The sequence below is a fragment of the Lactobacillus sp. W8174 genome, from assembly GCF_016100975.1.
Taxonomy (GTDB): Bacteria; Bacillota; Bacilli; order Lactobacillales; family Lactobacillaceae; genus Lactobacillus; species Lactobacillus juensis.
Genome location: NZ_JACFRN010000001.1, coordinates 489,377 through 509,100 on the forward strand (window position 1 = coordinate 489,377; position 19,724 = coordinate 509,100).

The window sequence follows — 19,724 nt, forward strand, 5'->3', positions numbered from 1 at the left end:
ATTAACCACCTTTAATCAAAGAACTTTTTGAAGAAGTTCTTAAAGCCTTTATCTTTATTTTGTGTATTTTTTTTCGGTTTACTTTGCGTAGATCTTTCCCGCTTTAGTAACTCATGTCTATTATATTCTTCTTTTCTTTTAGTTTCATTAACAGCAGCTGTTCTTTTCGAAGTTTTTGTCTTTTCTTGTACAGTTGCTCCTTCTTGACCGAATGAATCCTTGCCATATATGGCGCTAATTACTAAAAAGTCTATATCAGACATTTTATATGCATAGTTAACGACACCATATGCGGCTGAGTAGATTGGATTGCGCATTCCAATCTGGTCAGGTTGATAAATTCTGGCTTTTACATTTAAAGTATTGGCTATTATGCTATCAAACCCTTGTAATAGACTGCTTCCACCAGTAATAATGACACCGCCAGGCAACTTTAAAGCATCATGCTTATCTAATCCTTTTTCAATTCTATCAATAGTCTGCATAACCCTGGCATTAATAATTTCACTTAAATAGCTCTCGTCAACCATCTGTTGACCATTTGAACCCACACTATTAACAGCAAATTTATTTTTAGCAGAAGCTAAACTCGGATCCGCATAGCCATAATCAAGTTTTATTTGTTCTGCATCTTTTTTGGACGTACTAAGAACAACAGAAATGTCATTGCTAATGTCGCTGCCACCCTCAAAATCAATATTGGCATATTTAATCTGATTATTGTGAATAACAGTAGCTGTAGTCACACCACCGCCTAAATCGAGAATAATTGAGCCAAAGTGCCGCTCACTTTCAGTTAAAGCTACGCTGGCAATAGCAAGTGGTGTTGGAACAAAAAAGTTATTAGAATAACCCGCACGCTCTATCGCCTTTTTAATATTATGCAAAGGACTTGCCGGAGCTGTTAACATGATGCCCTGTACCGACAGAGAATGGGCAATCATTTTACGGGGATCATCAACCTCAGTTTCACCATCAATTAAAAAGCGGCTTGGCAAAAAAGCAATAGGTTCACGTTCGTTTTTTACTGCAGACCTGATTGCAGCGCCCACTACGCGTCTGACATCATGGTTGCCAACTTCTTGACCATTATCGCTTACATTAACCAAATCGCTTGCAGTTTCCAGTTGAAGCATACCTACCGGTATGCCTGTTACAACCCGATAAATCTTTGCGTTTGTTTTTTTGGCTATTTCCTTTAAGGCTCTGCTGATAGCAGCTGCTGTTTCATCAATATCAACTATATTGCCATGGCGCATTCCTCTATTGGGAACTGCTACAGCTCCGATAACTTTTCCAGAATCTGCTACAACCGCTTTCACGCTCGTGGTGCCAATATCTAAGCCCACTAATAAATTTGTATTGTCCAAAATTTACCCCCTGTCGGTCCTCTTTACAAAAATTTTACCATAAAAGTAGCTTAAATTCAGCCTAAGTTAAGCCATAAGCTCTTTTTTCACTTGGTGTAAGCGGTCTGCTAAACGCGCCTACTTCCAAATCAATTAAAGTATTTTTCCCCACTTTAGTTTTTATTTTATTATAGTACTTTAATTTGCTTTTGAGGGTAGAAACGTTGCCAATGACTACATTTCCGTTTTTCATCAGAAAAATAACTTGTGACTTTCTCCTTGTGTTGCCACTTAATAATTTTATCTGCCTTTGGAAACTGACAGGCAGACTATTAAACAAATGGAGAGTTTCTTGCAACGACAATTCATGGTTATATCCCACAAAAACCGGCTTATCATGACTTACTTTTGACCATGGAATTACCTGGCTACCTAATTTGCCAGGTGAAAGTATCTTCCGGTAGCCTTTGGCATTTTTAACGTAGCCGATCGTATGGTATTCGTCAATATTAAGAACTATATTGTTAAAATTCTTAACATGGACATTTGTGTTTTTTATCTCAGAGTATCTTGAAGACAGCTTATGATCTATGCTGTTCTTATTCAACAGATGGTCAATTACTTTATCACTGGATTTAATATCAGCTGTTTTTACTACTTCCCTGATTGGTAAATCATTTTCTCCTTTTATTTGAATACTTTTCACATTTGCCAAAGGAGAAATATAATACCCTAGTCCCAAAATAGCCACAACTGATACACCAACAATAAGTCCTAGACGCTTAAACAACGCAGACTTACGCTCACTACGTAATTTTGATAACGAGGCAGAGACTTTTGCTTTAGCTTTGAACTTTTTCTTCTGATTAGTTTCGTGGTCTAAATAAGGCGATAACTTTTCTTTGGGATCAATTTTTGTTACTCGCTTCTTAGTCAACTGCCTCACCTTCTTCTTACTTAGATAAATCTTGTATTACTTTAATTACTTCATCAGAAGCATCTGGAACGCCTAATTTCTTTGAAGCCTTGCTCATTTCTGTATAATATTTACGGTCTAAAACGATATGATCAATTGAGGAAATAAAATTATTGATATTAAGGTCGCTTTCTGCAATTACCGTGGCAGCGCCTGCTTTTTCCAAGTCAAGAGCATTTTTCATTTGATGATTATGAGTAACGTTTGGACTGGGAATTAATATGGCGGGAACACCTAAAGCCGTAAATTCCGCAATACTGGTTGCTCCGGATCGTGAAACCACACAGATCATTTTAGGCAAAAGTGCTGGCATATCCTTAACATATGGCAAAATTTTAATAGTTTTACCATAATCTATTTTAGCCAGTTTTTCTTGGATTTCCTTATAATAATATGTTCCGGTTACCCAGATTATCTGATACGGCTTTTTTTGTAAACGAGTCAACGACTTAAGCATAATTCGATTGATAGCTAAAGCTCCACGAGATCCCCCAAAAACTAATACTGTAGGTATAGTTGGATTTAAATCCCATTTACTTTGCATGTCAACTTTTGTCGACGATAAGTTCAGTACTTGCTGAGAACGAGGATTTCCGGTTTTTACCAATTTTTTCTTCTCAGAAAACTGTTTAGCAGCGTCATCAAACGTATAGCAAATCTTATCTACATAGTGGCCCAAAAACTTATTAGCAACCCCAACTACTGAATTCGATTCATGAATCAAAGTTGGTATTTTCATTTTAGCTGCTTCGTAAACTACGGCACCACTTACATAGCCTCCAGTGCCCATGACAATATCAGGCTTAAAATCACTAATTATTTTTTGTGCCTTTTTAGTAGCTTTAAGAAACAACCTAATTGTAGCAAAATTACTCATTATATGTTTACGAGAAAACCCACGCATTTCGATTGTTTTGAAATTCACTCCAGCCGCCGGAACAATTTTTGCCTCCAGACCATTTTTAGTGCCAACAAACAGAATTTCATCAGTTGTAGCTAATTTGCGCTCTTTTAACCGTTCAATGATAGCCATAATAGGGTAAATATGACCACCGGTTCCTCCACCAGTAAATATTATTCTCATTTTATTTCGTCTTCAATTCCTTTATAAAATTAACAAAATAGTCGCCACGTTCTTCAAAGGTCCTAAATTGATCCCATGACGCACAAGCTGGCGAAAACAACATTACATCACCAGGTTTGGTTAATTCATAAGCTTTCGGCACCGCCTCTTGCAACGTATTTTCAATTAAAATATGTTTAATCCCAGCTTTGCGTGCTGCATCAGCCAGGAGATAACGTGTTTGCCCGTACAGTACGACCGCTTTCACGTGCTTTTTTAAAAGAGGAATTAAAGAATCAAAAGTAAATCCTCGATCTAAGCCGCCAGCGATCCAGACTTCTGGATCTTTAAAAGCAGGAATTGCAACAGAAGCTGCTTCAATATTTGTAGATTTGGAATCGTTATATATTTTGCGGCCTTCTAGTGTCATCACGTATTGCAAGCGGTGCTTTGCACCAGCAAAAGTTGTTAAAACAGCTTTAATGTCATTGGTATCTGCACCCATTATTTGAGCAATTGCACTGGCAACCAAGGCGTTCTGCTGGTTATGGATTCCAGGCAATTTCATGTCAGAAGTCTTCATTATTTTTTCATGCTGATTTTGCAAATATCCATCAGCAATAAAATAATCAGCAGCTTGATCATTTTCAGAAAAAGTTATGAATTTAGCTCTAGTAGTTTTCCTCTCCTTTTCCAAGATATCTTTTTGATCAAAATTAGCCAAAAAATAATGATCTGGACTCTGCGTTCTAGTAACATTCAATTTGGCATTAACATAATTTTCAAAAGTTTTATGATAATCCAAGTGAACATTCTGGTAAATATCAATGATTGTTGCTACCTTAGGATTAATATCTGTGACACCAAGCAACTGAAAACTGGAAGTTTCACAGACTAAAATATCATCCTTAGTCGCTTTTTCAACCACTTCGGATATAGGTACGCCAATGTTCCCTACTGCGTATGCATGATGACCCTTTTTAGACAAATGATGATCAAGAATTTTCTGGGTCAACATTACTGTAGTCGTTTTTCCATTCGAACCTGTAACGCAAATGTAAGGGGCCTCACTAACACTCAATGCAATTTCTGGCTCGGTAATAATAGTTAAGTTTAGTTTTTGGGCCTCTTGTACCATTGGATTTTCATAAGGGATGCCGGGATTCTTTACTAAATAATCAAAACTTTCTTGACTTAATAATTCAATTGGATGCCTGCCGTCGATCACTCGGACACCCCTTTTTTTCAATTCCTCTGCATTTTGGTTGTTACTCAAATCAGCCTGGTCATTTAAAGTCAGCTTTGCACCAAGTTTGAGCAGCAATATACTAACTGCAAAACCGCTTTTACCCAGACCTAAAACCAAAATATTTTTATTTTGATAAGTTTTAATCTGCCTCATTTACCTATTTTATCCCCATATTATTAAATATAAAAAACTACCAATTAATCCAACTATCCAGAATATAATATCTACTTTCCATTCAGAATACCCCAACATTTCGAAATGATGATGAATTGGGGTCATTTTAAAAATCCTTTTGCCTGTGGTCTGAAAAGAAATTACTTGCAGAATTACACTTGCAGTTTCACAAACAAACACAATTCCTATTAGCAAAAGAGACCAGGGTCTGTTTAAGAAAATGCTAACAGCAGCCAATCCACCGCCCAATGCCAATGATCCTGCATCACCCATAAAAATTTTAGCAGGTTTATGATTAAAAATAAAAAATGAAATTAAACCACCTATAACACTCATACAAAAGATCAAAACAGCAAAGTTCTTTTGTTTAAATGCAATATAAGAATAAGTCGCATAAGCAATAATTGAAAGTCCTGTTGCTAACCCGTCTAATCCATCTGACAAATTGACAGCATTGGAAAAGCCAACCAACCAAAAAACTACAAAAATAGTAAATAAAATAGCGCTGTTCACAATACCAAAAAAAGGTACAAAAAGCTGCAATTGAAAATTATCTGTAGCAGCGATAATGACGATTAAAATAGCAACTAGTATTTGTAAGGAAAATTTTTGCCAAGCACGCAGACCTAGGTTGCGCTTAAAGAACAATTTAATACCGTCATCTAAAAAGCCAATTATTCCATAGCCTAACAAACTGATTAGTAAAATCCAAATTAATTTTGAAGTTTCATGTTGCCAAAAACTAACCCAAATAGTAGATACTGCAGCCGCTAGAACAAAGACTACTCCACCCATAGTAGGCGTTCCGGATTTCTTTTCATGCCATTTAGGACCTTCATCACGTATTTCTTGCCCTTCGTGATGCGTCCTCATGAAGATAATCATCCAAGGCAGAATGATTCCAGTCAATGCTAATGAACTTACTAATGCGATAATGCTAATGATCAGCATAAAAATGCTACTCCTTTAATTGTATTTTTATTTTTGTACCAGGTTTAACAGGCTCACCTTTAGCTAGACCTTGCTTAAAAACTATTCCTGTGCCTTTGATCCGTAATTTAACTCCTGTTAAAGCTGCAAACTGGTGTAACTCATCAATAGACCAGCCCTTCATATCAGGACATTTAATACTTCCACTAGTACGTACAAGCATTAATTTACCTGATTGCTGTTTTTGACCTGCTGAATATGACTGTTCAGTTATTTTATCACCCGTACCAATCTTAGCAAGTCTTAACCCAACACGCTGTGCTACCTTTTCAGCCTCTTTGTAGTTTAATCCTTTTAGGTTAGGTGTTTTAACAACCGTCGAACTGCTTAGACCATTTTTAGACATGAGAATTACTCTGTTCATCATTGGTTTGAAAATTGATGAGAGAATGACTTCAGCCGGTTTACTCATTTTACGCGGCTGTTTAACAGTGATATAAATGCAGTACCGCGGATGCTTAGCAGGGGTCACACCAACCACTGAAAAGATATAATTATTGTTACCTTTAAGATAGCCTCCGCCTTTAAGGTTTGCAATCTGAGCTGTCCCCGTCTTAACTGCAATGCTTTGACCTTTCATTTGGTAAGCCGCACCTGTGCCAATGCGTTTATTTAAAACTCGACGCATATTTTCAAGCACAGTAGCTGCAGTTTCTTTGGTATAAACGGGTTGGCCGACATTTTTAATTTGATAGCCAGTGATAGTGTGATTATCGGCATCCGTAATTTTTTCGACAAATTGCGGTTTAACCATTTGACCATCATTGGCTAGACTGCTAAATGCTTGCATCATTTGCATGACATTAACATCAACACCTTGGCCAAAACTAGTTACTGCTTGATCAATCGGAGAATTGAAAGCTATGGTTCCTGGTTGTTCACCGGGTAAGGTTACTCCCGTTTTTTCTCCAATATGAAACTTTTTTAGATACTTTTTCCAGGTCTTAGCACCCATTTGCTGCTCAATATGAACGAAGCCAGTATTGCTTGAACGTGGAAAAGCCTGTGAAAATGGGATACTTCCCCAGCCGTGAGGCTGCCAATCGTGAATTACGGATCCATTAACAGAAACAGATCCTGAATTATAGTATTGGTTAGGATGGTAATTCCCACTATTTACAGATGATGACAGCGTTAGAACTTTAAAAACAGAACCCGGTTCATAAGTGTCTTGTACCAAAATGTCACGATATGAGTTTTTTAACCCTTTTTTCGTTTGCGGATTAAAAGTTGGCCTTTGAGAGGCAGCTAAAACTTTTCCCGTTTTAATATCTTCAACGACAGCTGTCATGGAAACAGGATTAAACGCATTTTGAACATAGGAAAGCCTGCTTTCAAGATACTCCTGCAGCTGAGAATCAATGGTTAGATAAATATTGTTACCATCGACTGGTGCCTTATAGGTATGCGTACTATTTGGTGTCTGAAAATTAGAAGCATCTACTGCTGAAACCTGATAACCATTTTTTCCAGTGAGTACGTCATCATACCAAGCTTCAAGTCCCATGGTGCCTTCGAGATTCTGCTGCTTGGTTTTTTTATCATATACTGGTGAAGCCATTCCTATTACATGTGAGGCAAAATTACCATTAGGATAAAGCCGAGACTGAGTTTCAAAGAATTTAATCCCAGGCAAATTCATCTTTTCAATTTTATCTTTTTGCTGTTTGGACAAATTAGAACCTGCAGTACCAAATTGTACCTGAAAAACAGGACGAGCAGGATTAAGATATTTTAAAATTTCACTCGCTTTAAGAGGTATGACTTGGGCTAATTTATTAGCAGTTTTATTTTTATCAACAACATACTCAGGCTTATTTTTATAATTGATAGAAGATTTATCTAAAATAGCATAAATAGTATATAAATGAGAATCTTGAGCAACTGCCAAACCATTGCGATCATAAATTGTACCGCGATTAGCCTTTAATACCTGATTACGCATGTATAATTGCTCGGTTTTAGCAGTTAAATTTTGACCATTAATAGTCTTGGATATGCCAATATATAAAAATCTTCCTATAAATACGAGAAAAACCAAAGCAACAGCTACCTCGAGAAATCTCCCGACTGTAAAACGGTATCCGTGAGCTTTGGAATTAGAGTTACTTATCTTACTAATGTGCTTTTTCATCAGCGTATAGTCCTAATATTTTTCTCATTCAAGGCTAACCCCTTGCTACGTGCAATTTTGTTCATGCGAGAGCTTGAGGTTAACTCACCTAATTCTTGATGCAAATCTCCAACTTGACTTTGCCCTTTTGCAACTGCACGTTGCACATTGGTAAGTTCATGCTGAGCTGAAGTAGCAGAAATACTGGAAGAAACAAGCATTGTCATTAAGCCAATCGTTATTATCGTTCCCAATACAAGCAAGGACTTTTCAAAGCCGGTCCAAGCAACGTTGTGATGATTGAGAACTTGACGTTGTCTCTTCTTTGGATCTCTTTGCTCATTAGGATTAAACTCTACTTTTCTTGCTAAATTATCAGCCATTGTTTTTCCTCTTTACAATTTTTCTGCAACTCGCAACTTTGCACTGTGTGAGCGATTATTATTCTTTAACTCTTCAGCTGAAGCAACAATGGGTTTGCGGTTAACTAAACGAAGCATTGGCTTCAAGCTGTCAGGTATAACAGGCATTCCCCTGGGAACATCAACTTCAGAGTATTTTTTAAAAATGTTTTTTACAATTTTGTCTTCATCAGACTGAAAGGTAATCACACTAATTCGACCACCAGGTTTTAACAAATGAACCGCTTCTTCAAGTGACTCACTTAAAACATCAAGCTCGTGATTTACAGCAACACGCAAAGCCTGAAAGGTCTTTTTTGCTGGATGCCCACCAGTCCTTCTTGCAAACGCAGGAATCGCTTCCTTAATTATATCAACCAGTTCAAATGTTGTTTCAATCGGCTTTTTTTGTCTTTTTAGGACAATTTTATGGGCAATCTGGCGAGAATATTTTTCCCCACCAAATTTATACAAAATATTTGCCAATTCTTTTTGACTTGAGTTATTCACTAGTTGATAAGCATCAAGACTTTGCTCCTGATCCATTCTCATATCTAATCTAGCATCAAAACGGTAAGAAAAACCCCTTTGTGCCTGATCAAATTGTGGTGAAGAAACTCCCAAATCATAGTAAATTCCATCTATACCATTATGATAACCCAGCTCAACCAGATTCGCTTTTAAATGGCTAAAATTATCGTGTACCAATTGTAATTTGGGATCAGCATTTTGAACAAGTAAATCAGCAAAGTTTAACTTAGCCGAATTTATTGCATATTCATCTTGATCAAAGCCAATTAAAGTGCCACTAGCAAGTTTGCTCAATAAATATTTTGCATGACCGCCACCGCCAAAAGTTGCGTCTACATAAAGACCACCATTTTTTAGTTTTAAATTATCGATTGTTTGGTGTAAGAGTACACTGGTGTGTTTGAATTCCATAATTATAGTTCAATATCGTCCAAATTTTCTGCAATATCATCATAGTTTTCATTGGCTTCATCACTAAAGCTTTCCCAACGTTCCTTAGACCAAATTTCAATTCGATCAGAAACTCCTACAATGACACATTCTTTGACAAGGGAAGCGTGTTTCTTCAACGTTGTGGTCAGATTCACACGACCTTGTTTGTCAAATTCGCATTCCATCGCACCAGAGTAAAACAAACGCGTAAAACTGCGCGCATTTCTCTTAGTTAGTGGAAGTTGCGCTAGTTTAGCTTCAATTTTTTGCCATGCCTCTGTGGTATAGCCAAAAATGCAGCCTTCCATTCCGCGAGTAAATATCATTTTGTCACCAATCTGACTACGCAAACGGGCAGGTATAATTAACCGCCCTTTGCTGTCGAGATTGTGATGATATTCACCCATGAACATGGCTTAGCCCCCTTCCACTAAATAATTTACCACAATTCACCACTTCCTACCACTTTTTAGTCAAAAAAGTTAAATATTTATTTTTTAATGACACAAAAAGAAAAAATCGCAAACCAATTCAGGTTTGCGACTAGATTTTTTTAAAAAATTTTTATTAAAAAGTTTGACTATATCATCAAAAATAATAGACCCAGATACCAAAAAATAGTATTCACAGTTAAGTAATCCCAGATTTTACGCAGAGTTTGACTTAAAGAGAGATTTTTATTTTTAACAGCATCAGATATTGCTATGACTATAACCAGGAAGAAAAAGACAAAAAAACCAAAAGGCAGAAACTCAGGCCTTTTTTGGTGCAGGGTAATTAAGTGACAGGCATATATAAAAAAGAAGGGTAATAAATCATATCCCCTAAATTGAGCCTTAGGAAACATCTTATTGACAATATATGCTAAAGCAAGACCTAGAACAGGTATCAATATAATTAAAAGCATTACTTACATCCTCTATCATTTAATATCTATTTTATCTTACTCTGCGATTGAAAAAAACTATTAAGTAGCATAAAATATTGTTCAAGTAGGAGGTCAATCAATGACACGTAGACATAAGAAAAAGAGATCTAAATTTCAAAAATTAACAATTGCCATGGCTTGGCTAATGGCGATTATTACTTTAGTGGCAATTGTGATGCAGGTTGTTGGTGCATTATCAAGCTTTGGCTTTTTTGAGTAAAAAACGTGAGATACAAATCTCACGTTTTTTATTTATTGTCGATAATTGTCTAAGTTAACCATAAAAGGATAGTTAAGAACCAAGTTCCACCATAATTTATAGGTAGCACAAACAAATATAAACACCCAGCACAATGTTGGCAAAATACTTTGCACCAACTTTAAGATACCTATGCTTGATAAGCCCGTCATATTTAAAATCAGCCATGTGTAGGCCTCAATTAGAACAGAAGCAATTAAAACTGCCAGAAGTTTGGCCCAAAATACCTCAGGCAAAATCCGTGCAGATTTTTGCAATAACCATGAAATTATCGGCAGGCTAATTGCGTAAATACCTATAATGCCAAAAAAATAAATGTCACTAACTATCCCTGCACCTAAGGCCAGCCAAACTTCCTTGCTATTGGTATCATCAAAAAGTGCAATTAGCATCATACTAACAGGTACTAATAAGTTCGAAGCTTTACCAATTGAGAAAAACTGATGCAGGTAAAAAGATAAGCTACCACTGATAGCCAAAGCAACGTATAATGCTAAGACAAGAGTAAATTTCCGCAGTGTCTTCATTAGTCGCTCACTTTCCTTTTGATAACTGTGACAATGGAAGGATCGTTCAACTCGCCAGCCGGATTGATCTTGATCAAATCAGATAAGCCAAAAGAATCATGTGTTGTAGCAGAAATAGTTCCTATCAGCAAACCTTTGGGTGAATTACCACCCATTCCACTAGTATATATTTTGGTACCACGCTTGAGCTTTTTACTATCAATTGCCTGGGTAAAAGCTAAAGTTTTGTCGCCAATTACTGTAATAATTCCATGAACTTTTTTACCATTTATGGCTTGTGCTTGTACTGCAAAGCGGTTTGCTGACTTGTCACTGGTAGTAATTAACTCCACTTTTGCCGAAGCTGCACTGACTTCTATTATACGACCGATTACTCCACCGCCTGACATCACAGCCATATTCTTGCGCAAACCAGAGGTAGTTCCTTTGTTGATAACTAGAAGGTCTGTCCAGCTGTCAGGCGAACGCGAAATCACGGAGGCTTGAACCATATCATAGTCCGTTAACGTTTCTTTTAACTTTAAAGCGGACTTAAGTTGTTTGTTTTCAGATTCAAGACTTGAGTTACGAGCCTTTGTTTGTTCCAAATCGGTTATTTGGCTCTTAAGATAGTTATTTTCATCTTGAGTATTCAGCAAATCATGCACATTATTTAAACTGCCAGACACAAAACTAAGAGGAAAATCAATAACCCTTGACCCTACAGCGACTATATCATTACCAAAGCTTTGAATAATTAATGGAGTGTTGCGCTTATTACGCAAGCTTACACTACCACCTAAAACTATAAATACTACAATAACTGCAAGACATGCTGACAACAGTTTTTTATTCTGTAAAAATTTCTTCATTTGGAAACAGTCCCTAAAGAAAAATCGGCAATAATAGCCGACTTTTTATATTATCTGCGACTTTTACGCATTACTTCAATATTTTTCAGAGACTCACCTGTACCAACTGCAACACAATCTAATGGGTCTTGTGCTATAAATACTGGAACTTTAGTAGCTTCTGAAATAACATCTGGTAAATTCTTTAGTAAAGCACCACCACCAGTTAGCACAATACCATGATCAATTACATCCGCTGCAATTTCAGGAGAGGTTTGTTCTAGAGTTTCTTTAATAGCAACAATAATATCTTGAACGACATCTTGAATTGCTTTTGAAACATCAACTGCTTTAACATCAACTGATTTTGGCAATCCGGTAACTAAATCACGTCCACGAATATTGACAGATTCAATTCCTTCTGCCTTTTCAACTGAAGCGGAGCCAATTTGGATTTTTATGTCTTCAGCGGTTCTTTCACCAATCAAAAGATTAAAATTTGAGTGTACATAATTCACAATTGCGGTATTAAACTTATCACCAGCTTGGCGAATTGATGTAGATGATACAATGCCACCTAGTGAAATAGTAGCGACATCTGTAGTTCCACCACCAATATCCACGACCATTGAACCAGTAGGATCCATTACTGGCAATCCAGCTCCAATGGCGGCTGCAAAAGGTTCTTCTATTACAAAGGCTTCACGCGCACCAGCTACACGAGCAGCATCAATAACCGCCCGTTTTTCAACTTCAGTTACTCCCGAAGGTACACAAATCATAGCTGAAGGTTTGGAGTTGCCTACAGTCTTTTCTATAAAATACTTAAGCATAGAGGCAGTTGTATCATAATCAGCAATTACGCCATCTTTCATTGGCCTGATAGCCACTATGCTTTCCGGTGTCCTGCCGATCATTTCTCTTGCTTCTGACCCTACCGCAATCACTTTTCCAGTATGGGTGTTTTTAGCCACAACAGAAGGCTCTCTTAAAACAATTCCTTTACCTTCCATATAAACAAGAGTATTGGCCGTCCCTAAATCGATGCCAATATTTTTTGCTCCTAATCCAAACACGTAAATCTCTCCTTAATTATTGCAGTCTCTAAATCTTGAATAATTATAGCATAAAGTGCAACTTAAAAAAGAAAATGAAATGTAACTTTAAGATGAATTTAAAATAATTGCCGTTCACGCAAACTCACATATTGTCCCTTCCCCACAATAAAATGATCAAGAAAGTCAATATGAAATAATTCAGAAGCTGCAAAAAGCATTTTAGTTAGCTCTATATCGCTTTTTGATGGAATTAAATTGCCACTTGGATGATTATGAACCACAAAAAAGCCTGCACAGGCATAAATTACTGCCCAACGGAAAATTTCCCGTGGATGAGCAATTGATTTATCTAAAGTTCCTTGAAATAATCTTTTTTCAGCAACAATGTGATTACTGTTATCAATATAAACTGCCCACAATTCTTCTTGTTTACGGCCCGCCAATTTGTCCAACAGATATGTGCCGACTTCATCACTTGAGGTCATAATGAGTTCACGGTCGGGAACCGCCGACCTTAGTCTTTCAAATAGTCCCTCACAAAGAACGGCTAAATTATTATCACATTGACTGCCTGAAATATATTTAAGCAAGTCATTAAAGTTTTCGATTTTTAGCTCTGTGAGTTTTGCAAAAAGTTCATCGAATTTCTCTATGCCATGTTCTTTCAACTCATCAAAAAAGTTGCTTAACATTTCCCAGTCAGTTTTCATTAAATAGTGATTAGATTTTATCAATTCCATAAAACCCTTCCTTTCACTATTAAATACGTTGAAAACTAGCAAACCTTTTTCAGAAATTCATAAAAATCGTGACAGACAAATACAGCATTCTGGTAATCTTTTTTACTTGCTGGAATTAAGTCAGGCACCATCACGCATTTCAAGTCGGCATTGACAGCAGCTAAGAGTCCTGGAGAAGAATCTTCGAAAGCTAAAATATTATTTTGAGGGACCTGTAATTTTTTAGCAGCCAAAAGATAAATATCTGGAGCTGGTTTAGGCTTAACGTTATTCTTTTTAACATCGTCATAATTTAGGTGAAATTGAAAATAATTGCGGCTGCCAGTTGCCCACAAGTTATGCTCTACCACATCTTCTGTATTGCTGGTAACTACTGCCATCGGCAAACCAGCTTTTTGAAAAAGATCAAGAGCTTTTTGCACGCCAGGACGCAATTTTAATTTACCTTCTTCAGTCCACTGCCAGACCAAGTCATCCGTACGCTTAATAAATTGATCCCGCTGCTTCCTATTTTTAAAGTATTTGAGATAAAAATCGTCCATATCAGTAGTTGTCGAGCCGACTAATTTAAGATAGATATCATCAGGAGTACCTAAATCCGCTTCTTTTGCTGCCTGAATATTGGCTTCCCAGTATAAATTTTCAGAATTGACCAGCAATCCATCCATATCAAATAAAATTCCCTTAATTTCATCATCAATACCATGAACCCGCATTTTTTGTCTCCATTTGTAAAATATTACCAACTAAATAAAAAGATCCTGTCACTAGCAGTATATCATTTGTCTGACTCTTCTGCTTTAAATTCTCATAAGCTGCCTGCCAATCAGACATATATTGGTATTTTTCCTGAATCCATTTGGGAAAGTCTTTTTTCTTAGCTGCACGAGGGTAATCTATTGTAGTTAAGTAGACTTCATCAGTAGCTTGGAGCAGGTCAAACACCTGTTCGATATCCTTATCTTTCATCATCATGATTAAAACTCTAACTTGGCCTTGCCTTTTCTTTTGTTCACAATGAGCATAATTAAGCAGGTTTTGCACAGCTTGAATATTATGTGCGCCGTCAAGAACTATCAAGGGATTGTTTTGCAGTACTTGATAGCGACCAGGCACAACAGTCCGATTAATTGCGTCACTAATATTATTTTGAGATAGTGGAAGACCTAACATGCTGAAGGCCTCAACTGCAATGCCTACATCGTAACCTTCAACAATAGGCCTAGGTAAAAAAGAAAGTTTTTGGGTTTGAATTTTCAAAGTTAAGTTTTCATTTTGGCTAATTTTAAAATCCTTTCCCAGTTGTTTAAGCGGTGCACTTTCTTCTTGGGCTTTTTTCTGAATAATGGACAGCACCTCTTTAGGAACATTGCCGATAATCACAGGACGGTTTTTCTTGATCACCCCACTTTTTTCACGCGCAATATCCTGAAGTGTGGGTCCTATAATTTGTTCATGATCTAATCCAATTGTGGTAATTACACTGACTTCAGGTGTAATCACGTTTGTCTTGTCATGCTCGCCACCTATGCCAACTTCTATGACAGCATAGTCACATTTTTTTCTTGCAAAATAGAGAAAGGCCATTACCACTTCGTACTCAAAAGTTACTAAAGAAAAAGCCAGATTTTCTCTACGAATTTTTGCCAAAGCTGATTCTATGGCATTAGCTGTCTTTACTAAATCTGCGTCACTAATATTTTGCCCATTTAACTGAATACGTTCGTTAAATTCAAACACATATGGCGAAACAAAAAGGCCAGTCTTCTGACCGGCCTTTTGCAGCAAACTACTTAAATAATAGGAAGTAGACCCTTTACCATTAGTGCCCGTAACGTGAACTGTTTTAACTTTATCTTGCGGATTATCCAAAAAAGTCAGCACTTTTTTTATATAAGATAGATCTGCTTTTTCGTGTAATTTGGGAAGTGAATATAAATAATTAATCACATCTTGAGCTTTAGTAAAAGTCACATTATTCACTCTTCTTTAATTCTTGAATTCTTTCCTGAACGCTTTGAAGTTGGTTTTCATAATCAGCCTTTTTAGCTTTTTCCTTATTGATTACCGCCTCTGGTGCGTGAGCTACAAAGCCCTGATTATTCAGTTTTTTGGTTGAGCGTTCAACTTCAGCTTGGAGATCTTTCTCCTCTTTTGTCATGCGCTTGATTTCATCATCAATATTAACTAAATCGGCTAGTGGAACAAAAATTTGTGCTCCTGCAATCACAGCAGTTTTAGCTAATTTCGGTGCTGTAACATCAGTTGCAATGGTCAAATTCTTTGGGTGCAAGAAATTCTTGACGTATTCTTCATTTTCGCTCAAAATTCGTTCGTTATTGCTATCTTCCAGTTGAATCATAATGTCAATCGGTGAAGAAAGTGGCGCATTAACTTCCATTCGAATATTACGTACAGCTTTAATAATTTCAATCAAGAAAGCCATATCGCGCCTTGCTTGGTCATTAACAAATTCAGCATGAGATGTTGGGTATTTCGCAACCATGATAGATTTACCTTCATGAGGCATCGACAACCACAGCTTTTCAGTCACAAATGGCATAATTGGATGAAGCAAACGTAAAATTTGATCAAGAATCCAAATTAAATTGTCTTGCTTTCTAGTCTTCAGTTCTGTATCCGAACCATTGAGAGCAACTTTGGCCATTTCGATATACCAATCGCAGAAATCATTCCAGATAAAGTTATAAAGTTCGCGCCCAGCTTCACCAAATTGATAATCATCAAATAAACGAATTACTTCGCTTACAGTATGATTTAAGCGGTCAAAAATCCAGCTGTCTGACAAATCAAACTTGCTAGTATCAGGCATATGAGCTGCTTGTGCATCTTCTGGTAAATTCATAATCACAAATCTGGCAGCATTCCAAATCTTATTAATGAAGTTCCATGCAGATGCCAATTGCTTAGGATTATAACGTGTATCTTGTCCCGGCGCTGTCCCATTGAGCAAGAACCAGCGTAAAGCATCTGCACCATATTGATCAATAACGTCCATTGGATCAACACCGTTACCCAGAGATTTACTCATCTTGCGACCTTGTTCATCACGAATCAAGCCGTGAAGAACAACATCATTAAATGGTCTCTTGTGGGTAAAATGCAGACTCTGGAAAATCATCCGTGAAACCCAGAAAAAGATAATATCATAACCGGTAACTAAGGCATTGGTTGGGAAGTAGCGTTTGAAATCAGCAGAATCTTCATCAGGCCAGCCTAATGTTGAAAAAGGCCATAAAGCACTTGAAAACCAGGTGTCTAGAACATCTGGGTCCTGTTTCCAGTTTTCAATGTCTTTTGGTGCTTCTTCGCCAACATACATCTCGCCAGTCTTCTTGTTATACCAAGCTGGAATCCTGTGCCCCCACCATAGTTGACGTGAAATTACCCAGTCATGAACATCTTCCATCCAGTGATCTAAAGTTTGTTCAAATCTCTTTGGTACAAAATTGACTTTGCCTGCAGTTTTTTGGTTTTCTAAAACTTTATCTGCCAAAGGTTTCATCTTAACAAACCATTGAGTTGACAGGCGCGGTTCAACTTGAACACCAGAACGTTCAGAGTGTCCAACTGAGTGCACAATCGGCTTAACTTTAATTAAGTAGCCTTGCTCCTTTAAATCTTTAACCAATGCTTCACGGCAGGCAAAACGGTCCATGCCTTCATACTTACCAGCATTTTCGTTCATAGTGCCGTCGTCATTCATTACATTGATCCGCTTTAAATTATGACGATTACCGACCAAGAAGTCATTAGGATCGTGAGCCGGAGTAATTTTTACCAAACCAGTACCAAATTCTGGATCAACGTGTTGATCCTCAATAATCGGAATATGACGTCCAACTATTGGCAAAATTAGTTCTTTGCCCACAATATCCTTGTAGCGTTCATCCCCAGGAGCCACAGCAACGGCAGTATCACCGAACATAGTCTCAGGACGAGTAGTAGCAATCTCAACAAAACCGGAACCATCAGCAAAAGGATATTTAATATGATAAAAAGCACCCTTATCGTCTTGGTGAACAACTTCAATATCACTTAAAGCCGTTTGCAGCTCTGGATCCCAGTTAATAATATATTCACCACGGTAAATTAAGCCTTCATTATATAATTGTACAAAAACGCGACGAACTGCTTTAGATAAGCCTTTATCCAACGTGAATCTCTCTCTGGAATAGTCCAGAGACAGACCTAATTTTGCCCACTGACTCTTGATAATAGCAGCGTATTCATCTTTCCAGTCCCAAACTTGCTTAACAAAAGCTTCACGACCCATTTCATGTCGGTCTTTGCCTTGTTTGCGTAATTTGGCTTCAACTTTAGCTTGCGTGGCTATTCCTGCATGATCCATCCCTGGAAGATACAAAGTATCGTAACCCTGCATTCTTTTAAGTCGAATTAACGTATCTTGAATTGCAGTATCCCAAGCATGTCCTAAGTGAAGTTTGCCCGTAACATTTGGTGGCGGAATAACAATAGAATATGGGTGTGCTTTTTTATCCCCGGATGGCTTAAATAAGTCTTGATCAAGCCATTTTTGATATCTGCCTTGTTCAACCTCTTTGGGGTCATATTTTGGTGCTAAATCTGTCATAATTCTCCTCCCAATAAAAAAGTCCTAGACAAAATGTCTAGGACGATATAATTAACCGCGGTACCACCTAAGGTTAAACAGAATAAATTCTGCTTCTCTTAAAAATGATAACGGCATATTTGCCGGATTAGCTTACTCTCAGTTCAGCCAACCAGTCCAATCGAGCTACCAATTAACCTTCATTCGGCTTTTCACCATCAACGAGCCTTTCTCTATCTATAAGGTTAATACCTCTCAATTATTGCTTTGGGCGTATTATAACATACTTTTTAAAGTAGTGAAGCATCTTCTTCTGCTTTATCAGCTAAAAACTTATCATTTGGGTAAATTGCAGTTACTTGTATGCCCGCCAGAGCACGTTCAATTAAGCAATCGACATCCAGGCGATTTTCAAATTCACGTGCTTTTTCAATTTTTGGTTTTGTTTTTGGACGAGGAGGTGCGAAAATTGTACAACAATCTTCAAATGGCTGAATTGACAAGTCAAATGTGCCAATCTTTTCTGCTAAATTGATGATTTCGGTTTTATCCATTGTAGCAACTGGTCTGACGACCGGTGTAGTGGTTACATCGTTAATTGCTGCCATTGACTCTAAAGTTTGTGAAGCGACTTGCCCAACAGACTCACCATTAAAAATAGCCAATCCTCTTCTTTTAGCCCTGATTTTGTCAGCTAGCTGCAACATAAATCTTCTCTGCACAGTCATCAAATAGCCTTCGGGAATTTTTTCCTTAATGGTTTCCTGAATTTCTGCAAACGGTACTGCAATGAAATTAATTTTACCAGCATAATTAGCCAAAATACCGGTTAATTCTTTAGCTTTATTCAAAGCTTTTTCGGTAGTATATGGCGGACTGTAAAAATGCACCATATCAATATCGACACCACGTTTTAAGGCCAGATAGGAAGCCACTGGCGAATCAATGCCTCCTGATAGCATCATGACAGCTCGACCACCAGTACCAACTGGCATTCCCCCAGCGCCATGAAGCAGCTGGTTAGAAATGTAAACTGCATCTTTACGCACTTCAATTCTGAGTACAATGTCAGGATGTTTCATTTCTACCTTTAAATCATCCATGTGTGAAAAAAGGTAGTCACCCACCATTTTATTCAATTCATTAGTATCATATAAAAACTGGTGGTCACTGCGCTTAGTGTTAACTTTGAAAGTCATTCCTTTTTTAAAAGTTTCCTTCATTAAGGCAAGTGCAGTTTTTTCAATTTCTGCCAGCGTTTTTTCTACTTTAATTGTTGGTGAATAAGTTTGGATGCCAAAAACTTTTTTTAACCGTTGGTCGACTTCTTCAAAAGGAGCATCGTTTAAAACAATATGCATCCGATCATGGCGTGGGTGAATTTCAACTTGTGGAAATTCACGCAGCACTTTAGTAACGTTACCGGCTAAGCGACCGATAAAATCTTTCCGGTTCTTTCCTTTTGTTGAAAGCTCACCGTAACGCACCATTATTTCAGTATATTTCATAA

The 19,724-nt window shown here is 37.3% G+C and carries 19 protein-coding genes; 1 reads left to right on the forward strand and 18 read right to left on the reverse strand.

Features of this window, described 5'->3' with window-relative positions; genetic code table 11:
* Positions 1-11: 11 nt before the first annotated feature.
* From ftsA to H3U49_RS02520, 10 genes are all read right to left on the reverse strand, one after another.
* A complete protein-coding gene (gene ftsA / locus H3U49_RS02475) occupies positions 12-1,370 on the reverse strand; it encodes a cell division protein FtsA (RefSeq protein WP_198179364.1) in 1,359 nt (452 codons plus the stop codon).
* A gap of 61 nt (positions 1,371-1,431) precedes the next feature.
* The gene (locus tag H3U49_RS02480) at positions 1,432-2,286 is read right to left on the reverse strand and encodes a cell division protein FtsQ/DivIB (RefSeq protein ID WP_198179365.1); all 855 of its coding nucleotides are present in this window, start codon (positions 2,284-2,286) and stop codon (positions 1,432-1,434) included.
* A gap of 16 nt (positions 2,287-2,302) precedes the next feature.
* Entirely contained in the window at positions 2,303-3,409 is a 1,107-nt protein-coding gene (murG, locus tag H3U49_RS02485) for an undecaprenyldiphospho-muramoylpentapeptide beta-N-acetylglucosaminyltransferase (protein WP_198179366.1), read from the reverse strand.
* A gap of 1 nt (position 3,410) precedes the next feature.
* Positions 3,411-4,790: a UDP-N-acetylmuramoyl-L-alanine--D-glutamate ligase gene (gene murD / locus H3U49_RS02490; protein ID WP_198179367.1), complete on the reverse strand. Its 1,380-nt coding sequence runs from the start codon at positions 4,788-4,790 to the stop codon at positions 3,411-3,413.
* Positions 4,791-4,799: 9 nt separating this feature from the next.
* Complete coding sequence (gene mraY, locus H3U49_RS02495) at positions 4,800-5,762, reverse strand: phospho-N-acetylmuramoyl-pentapeptide-transferase (protein ID WP_232347592.1); 963 nt, start codon at positions 5,760-5,762, stop codon at positions 4,800-4,802.
* A 7-nt stretch (positions 5,763-5,769) separates the two neighbouring features.
* On the reverse strand, positions 5,770-7,935 hold the full coding sequence (locus H3U49_RS02500) for a penicillin-binding protein (RefSeq protein WP_198179369.1): 2,166 nt from the start codon (positions 7,933-7,935) through the stop codon (positions 5,770-5,772).
* Positions 7,935-8,297, reverse strand: coding sequence for a cell division protein FtsL (gene ftsL / locus H3U49_RS02505; protein ID WP_198179370.1), 363 nt, complete (start codon positions 8,295-8,297; stop codon positions 7,935-7,937). Before ftsL ends, H3U49_RS02500 begins: the two co-directional genes overlap by 1 nt.
* A gap of 12 nt (positions 8,298-8,309) precedes the next feature.
* Positions 8,310-9,257, reverse strand: a complete 948-nt coding sequence (gene rsmH, locus H3U49_RS02510; RefSeq protein WP_198179373.1) for a 16S rRNA (cytosine(1402)-N(4))-methyltransferase RsmH — start codon at positions 9,255-9,257, stop codon at positions 8,310-8,312.
* Between the two features lie 2 nt (positions 9,258-9,259).
* The gene (gene mraZ / locus H3U49_RS02515; RefSeq protein WP_046332010.1) at positions 9,260-9,691 is read right to left on the reverse strand and encodes a division/cell wall cluster transcriptional repressor MraZ; all 432 of its coding nucleotides are present in this window, start codon (positions 9,689-9,691) and stop codon (positions 9,260-9,262) included.
* A 167-nt stretch (positions 9,692-9,858) separates the two neighbouring features.
* Positions 9,859-10,185, reverse strand: a complete 327-nt coding sequence (locus tag H3U49_RS02520) for a DUF3397 family protein (protein WP_198179375.1) — start codon at positions 10,183-10,185, stop codon at positions 9,859-9,861.
* 100 nt (positions 10,186-10,285) lie between these two features.
* Here H3U49_RS02520 and H3U49_RS02525 point away from each other — a divergent pair, with 100 nt between their 5' ends.
* A complete protein-coding gene (locus tag H3U49_RS02525) occupies positions 10,286-10,426 on the forward strand; it encodes a DUF4044 domain-containing protein (RefSeq protein WP_084605719.1) in 141 nt (46 codons plus the stop codon).
* Between the two features lie 32 nt (positions 10,427-10,458).
* Here the strand turns inward: H3U49_RS02525 and mreD are convergent, their stop codons facing one another.
* The 8 genes from mreD to thiI form a co-directional block, all read right to left on the reverse strand.
* The gene (mreD, locus tag H3U49_RS02530; RefSeq protein WP_198179376.1) at positions 10,459-10,992 is read right to left on the reverse strand and encodes a rod shape-determining protein MreD; all 534 of its coding nucleotides are present in this window, start codon (positions 10,990-10,992) and stop codon (positions 10,459-10,461) included.
* Positions 10,992-11,843, reverse strand: a complete 852-nt coding sequence (mreC, locus tag H3U49_RS02535) for a rod shape-determining protein MreC (RefSeq protein ID WP_198179378.1) — start codon at positions 11,841-11,843, stop codon at positions 10,992-10,994. Before mreC ends, mreD begins: the two co-directional genes overlap by 1 nt.
* A 50-nt stretch (positions 11,844-11,893) precedes the next feature.
* Positions 11,894-12,898 (reverse strand): rod shape-determining protein, encoded by a 1,005-nt coding sequence (locus tag H3U49_RS02540; RefSeq protein WP_198179380.1) that lies wholly within the window; start codon positions 12,896-12,898, stop codon positions 11,894-11,896.
* Positions 12,899-12,996: 98 nt separating this feature from the next.
* Positions 12,997-13,620 carry a RadC family protein gene (locus H3U49_RS02545; RefSeq protein WP_198179382.1) on the reverse strand — a complete coding sequence of 208 codons (624 nt, stop codon included), beginning with the start codon at positions 13,618-13,620 and terminating at the stop codon, positions 12,997-12,999.
* A gap of 35 nt (positions 13,621-13,655) precedes the next feature.
* On the reverse strand, positions 13,656-14,336 hold the full coding sequence (locus tag H3U49_RS02550) for an HAD family phosphatase (protein WP_198179384.1): 681 nt from the start codon (positions 14,334-14,336) through the stop codon (positions 13,656-13,658).
* The gene (locus tag H3U49_RS02555; protein ID WP_198179386.1) at positions 14,317-15,594 is read right to left on the reverse strand and encodes a folylpolyglutamate synthase/dihydrofolate synthase family protein; all 1,278 of its coding nucleotides are present in this window, start codon (positions 15,592-15,594) and stop codon (positions 14,317-14,319) included. Before H3U49_RS02555 ends, H3U49_RS02550 begins: the two co-directional genes overlap by 20 nt.
* A 1-nt stretch (position 15,595) precedes the next feature.
* The gene (locus tag H3U49_RS02560) at positions 15,596-18,235 is read right to left on the reverse strand and encodes a valine--tRNA ligase (RefSeq protein ID WP_198179388.1); all 2,640 of its coding nucleotides are present in this window, start codon (positions 18,233-18,235) and stop codon (positions 15,596-15,598) included.
* Positions 18,236-18,504: 269 nt separating this feature from the next.
* Positions 18,505-19,722, reverse strand: coding sequence for a tRNA uracil 4-sulfurtransferase ThiI (thiI, locus tag H3U49_RS02565; RefSeq protein ID WP_198179390.1), 1,218 nt, complete (start codon positions 19,720-19,722; stop codon positions 18,505-18,507).
* Between the last annotated feature and the right edge of the window lie 2 nt (positions 19,723-19,724).

Excerpts from the sequence above, each read along its gene's own strand:
- murG (WP_198179366.1), bottom strand. The coding sequence starts at position 3,409 with ATGAGAATAATATTTACTGGTGGAGGAACCGGTGGTCATATTTACCCT.
- murD (WP_198179367.1), bottom strand. The coding sequence starts at position 4,790 with ATGAGGCAGATTAAAACTTATCAAAATAAAAATATTTTGGTTTTAGGT.
- mraY (WP_232347592.1), bottom strand. The coding sequence starts at position 5,762 with ATGCTGATCATTAGCATTATCGCATTAGTAAGTTCATTAGCATTGACT.
- H3U49_RS02500 (WP_198179369.1), bottom strand. The coding sequence starts at position 7,935 with ATGAAAAAGCACATTAGTAAGATAAGTAACTCTAATTCCAAAGCTCAC.
- ftsL (WP_198179370.1), bottom strand. The coding sequence starts at position 8,297 with ATGGCTGATAATTTAGCAAGAAAAGTAGAGTTTAATCCTAATGAGCAA.
- rsmH (WP_198179373.1), bottom strand. The coding sequence starts at position 9,257 with ATGGAATTCAAACACACCAGTGTACTCTTACACCAAACAATCGATAAT.
- mraZ (WP_046332010.1), bottom strand. The coding sequence starts at position 9,691 with ATGTTCATGGGTGAATATCATCACAATCTCGACAGCAAAGGGCGGTTA.
- H3U49_RS02520 (WP_198179375.1), bottom strand. The coding sequence starts at position 10,185 with ATGCTTTTAATTATATTGATACCTGTTCTAGGTCTTGCTTTAGCATAT.
- H3U49_RS02525 (WP_084605719.1), top strand. The coding sequence starts at position 10,286 with ATGACACGTAGACATAAGAAAAAGAGATCTAAATTTCAAAAATTAACA.
- mreD (WP_198179376.1), bottom strand. The coding sequence starts at position 10,992 with ATGAAGACACTGCGGAAATTTACTCTTGTCTTAGCATTATACGTTGCT.
- mreC (WP_198179378.1), bottom strand. The coding sequence starts at position 11,843 with ATGAAGAAATTTTTACAGAATAAAAAACTGTTGTCAGCATGTCTTGCA.
- H3U49_RS02545 (WP_198179382.1), bottom strand. The coding sequence starts at position 13,620 with ATGGAATTGATAAAATCTAATCACTATTTAATGAAAACTGACTGGGAA.
- H3U49_RS02550 (WP_198179384.1), bottom strand. The coding sequence starts at position 14,336 with ATGCGGGTTCATGGTATTGATGATGAAATTAAGGGAATTTTATTTGAT.
- H3U49_RS02560 (WP_198179388.1), bottom strand. The coding sequence starts at position 18,235 with ATGACAGATTTAGCACCAAAATATGACCCCAAAGAGGTTGAACAAGGC.
- thiI (WP_198179390.1), bottom strand. The coding sequence starts at position 19,722 with ATGAAATATACTGAAATAATGGTGCGTTACGGTGAGCTTTCAACAAAA.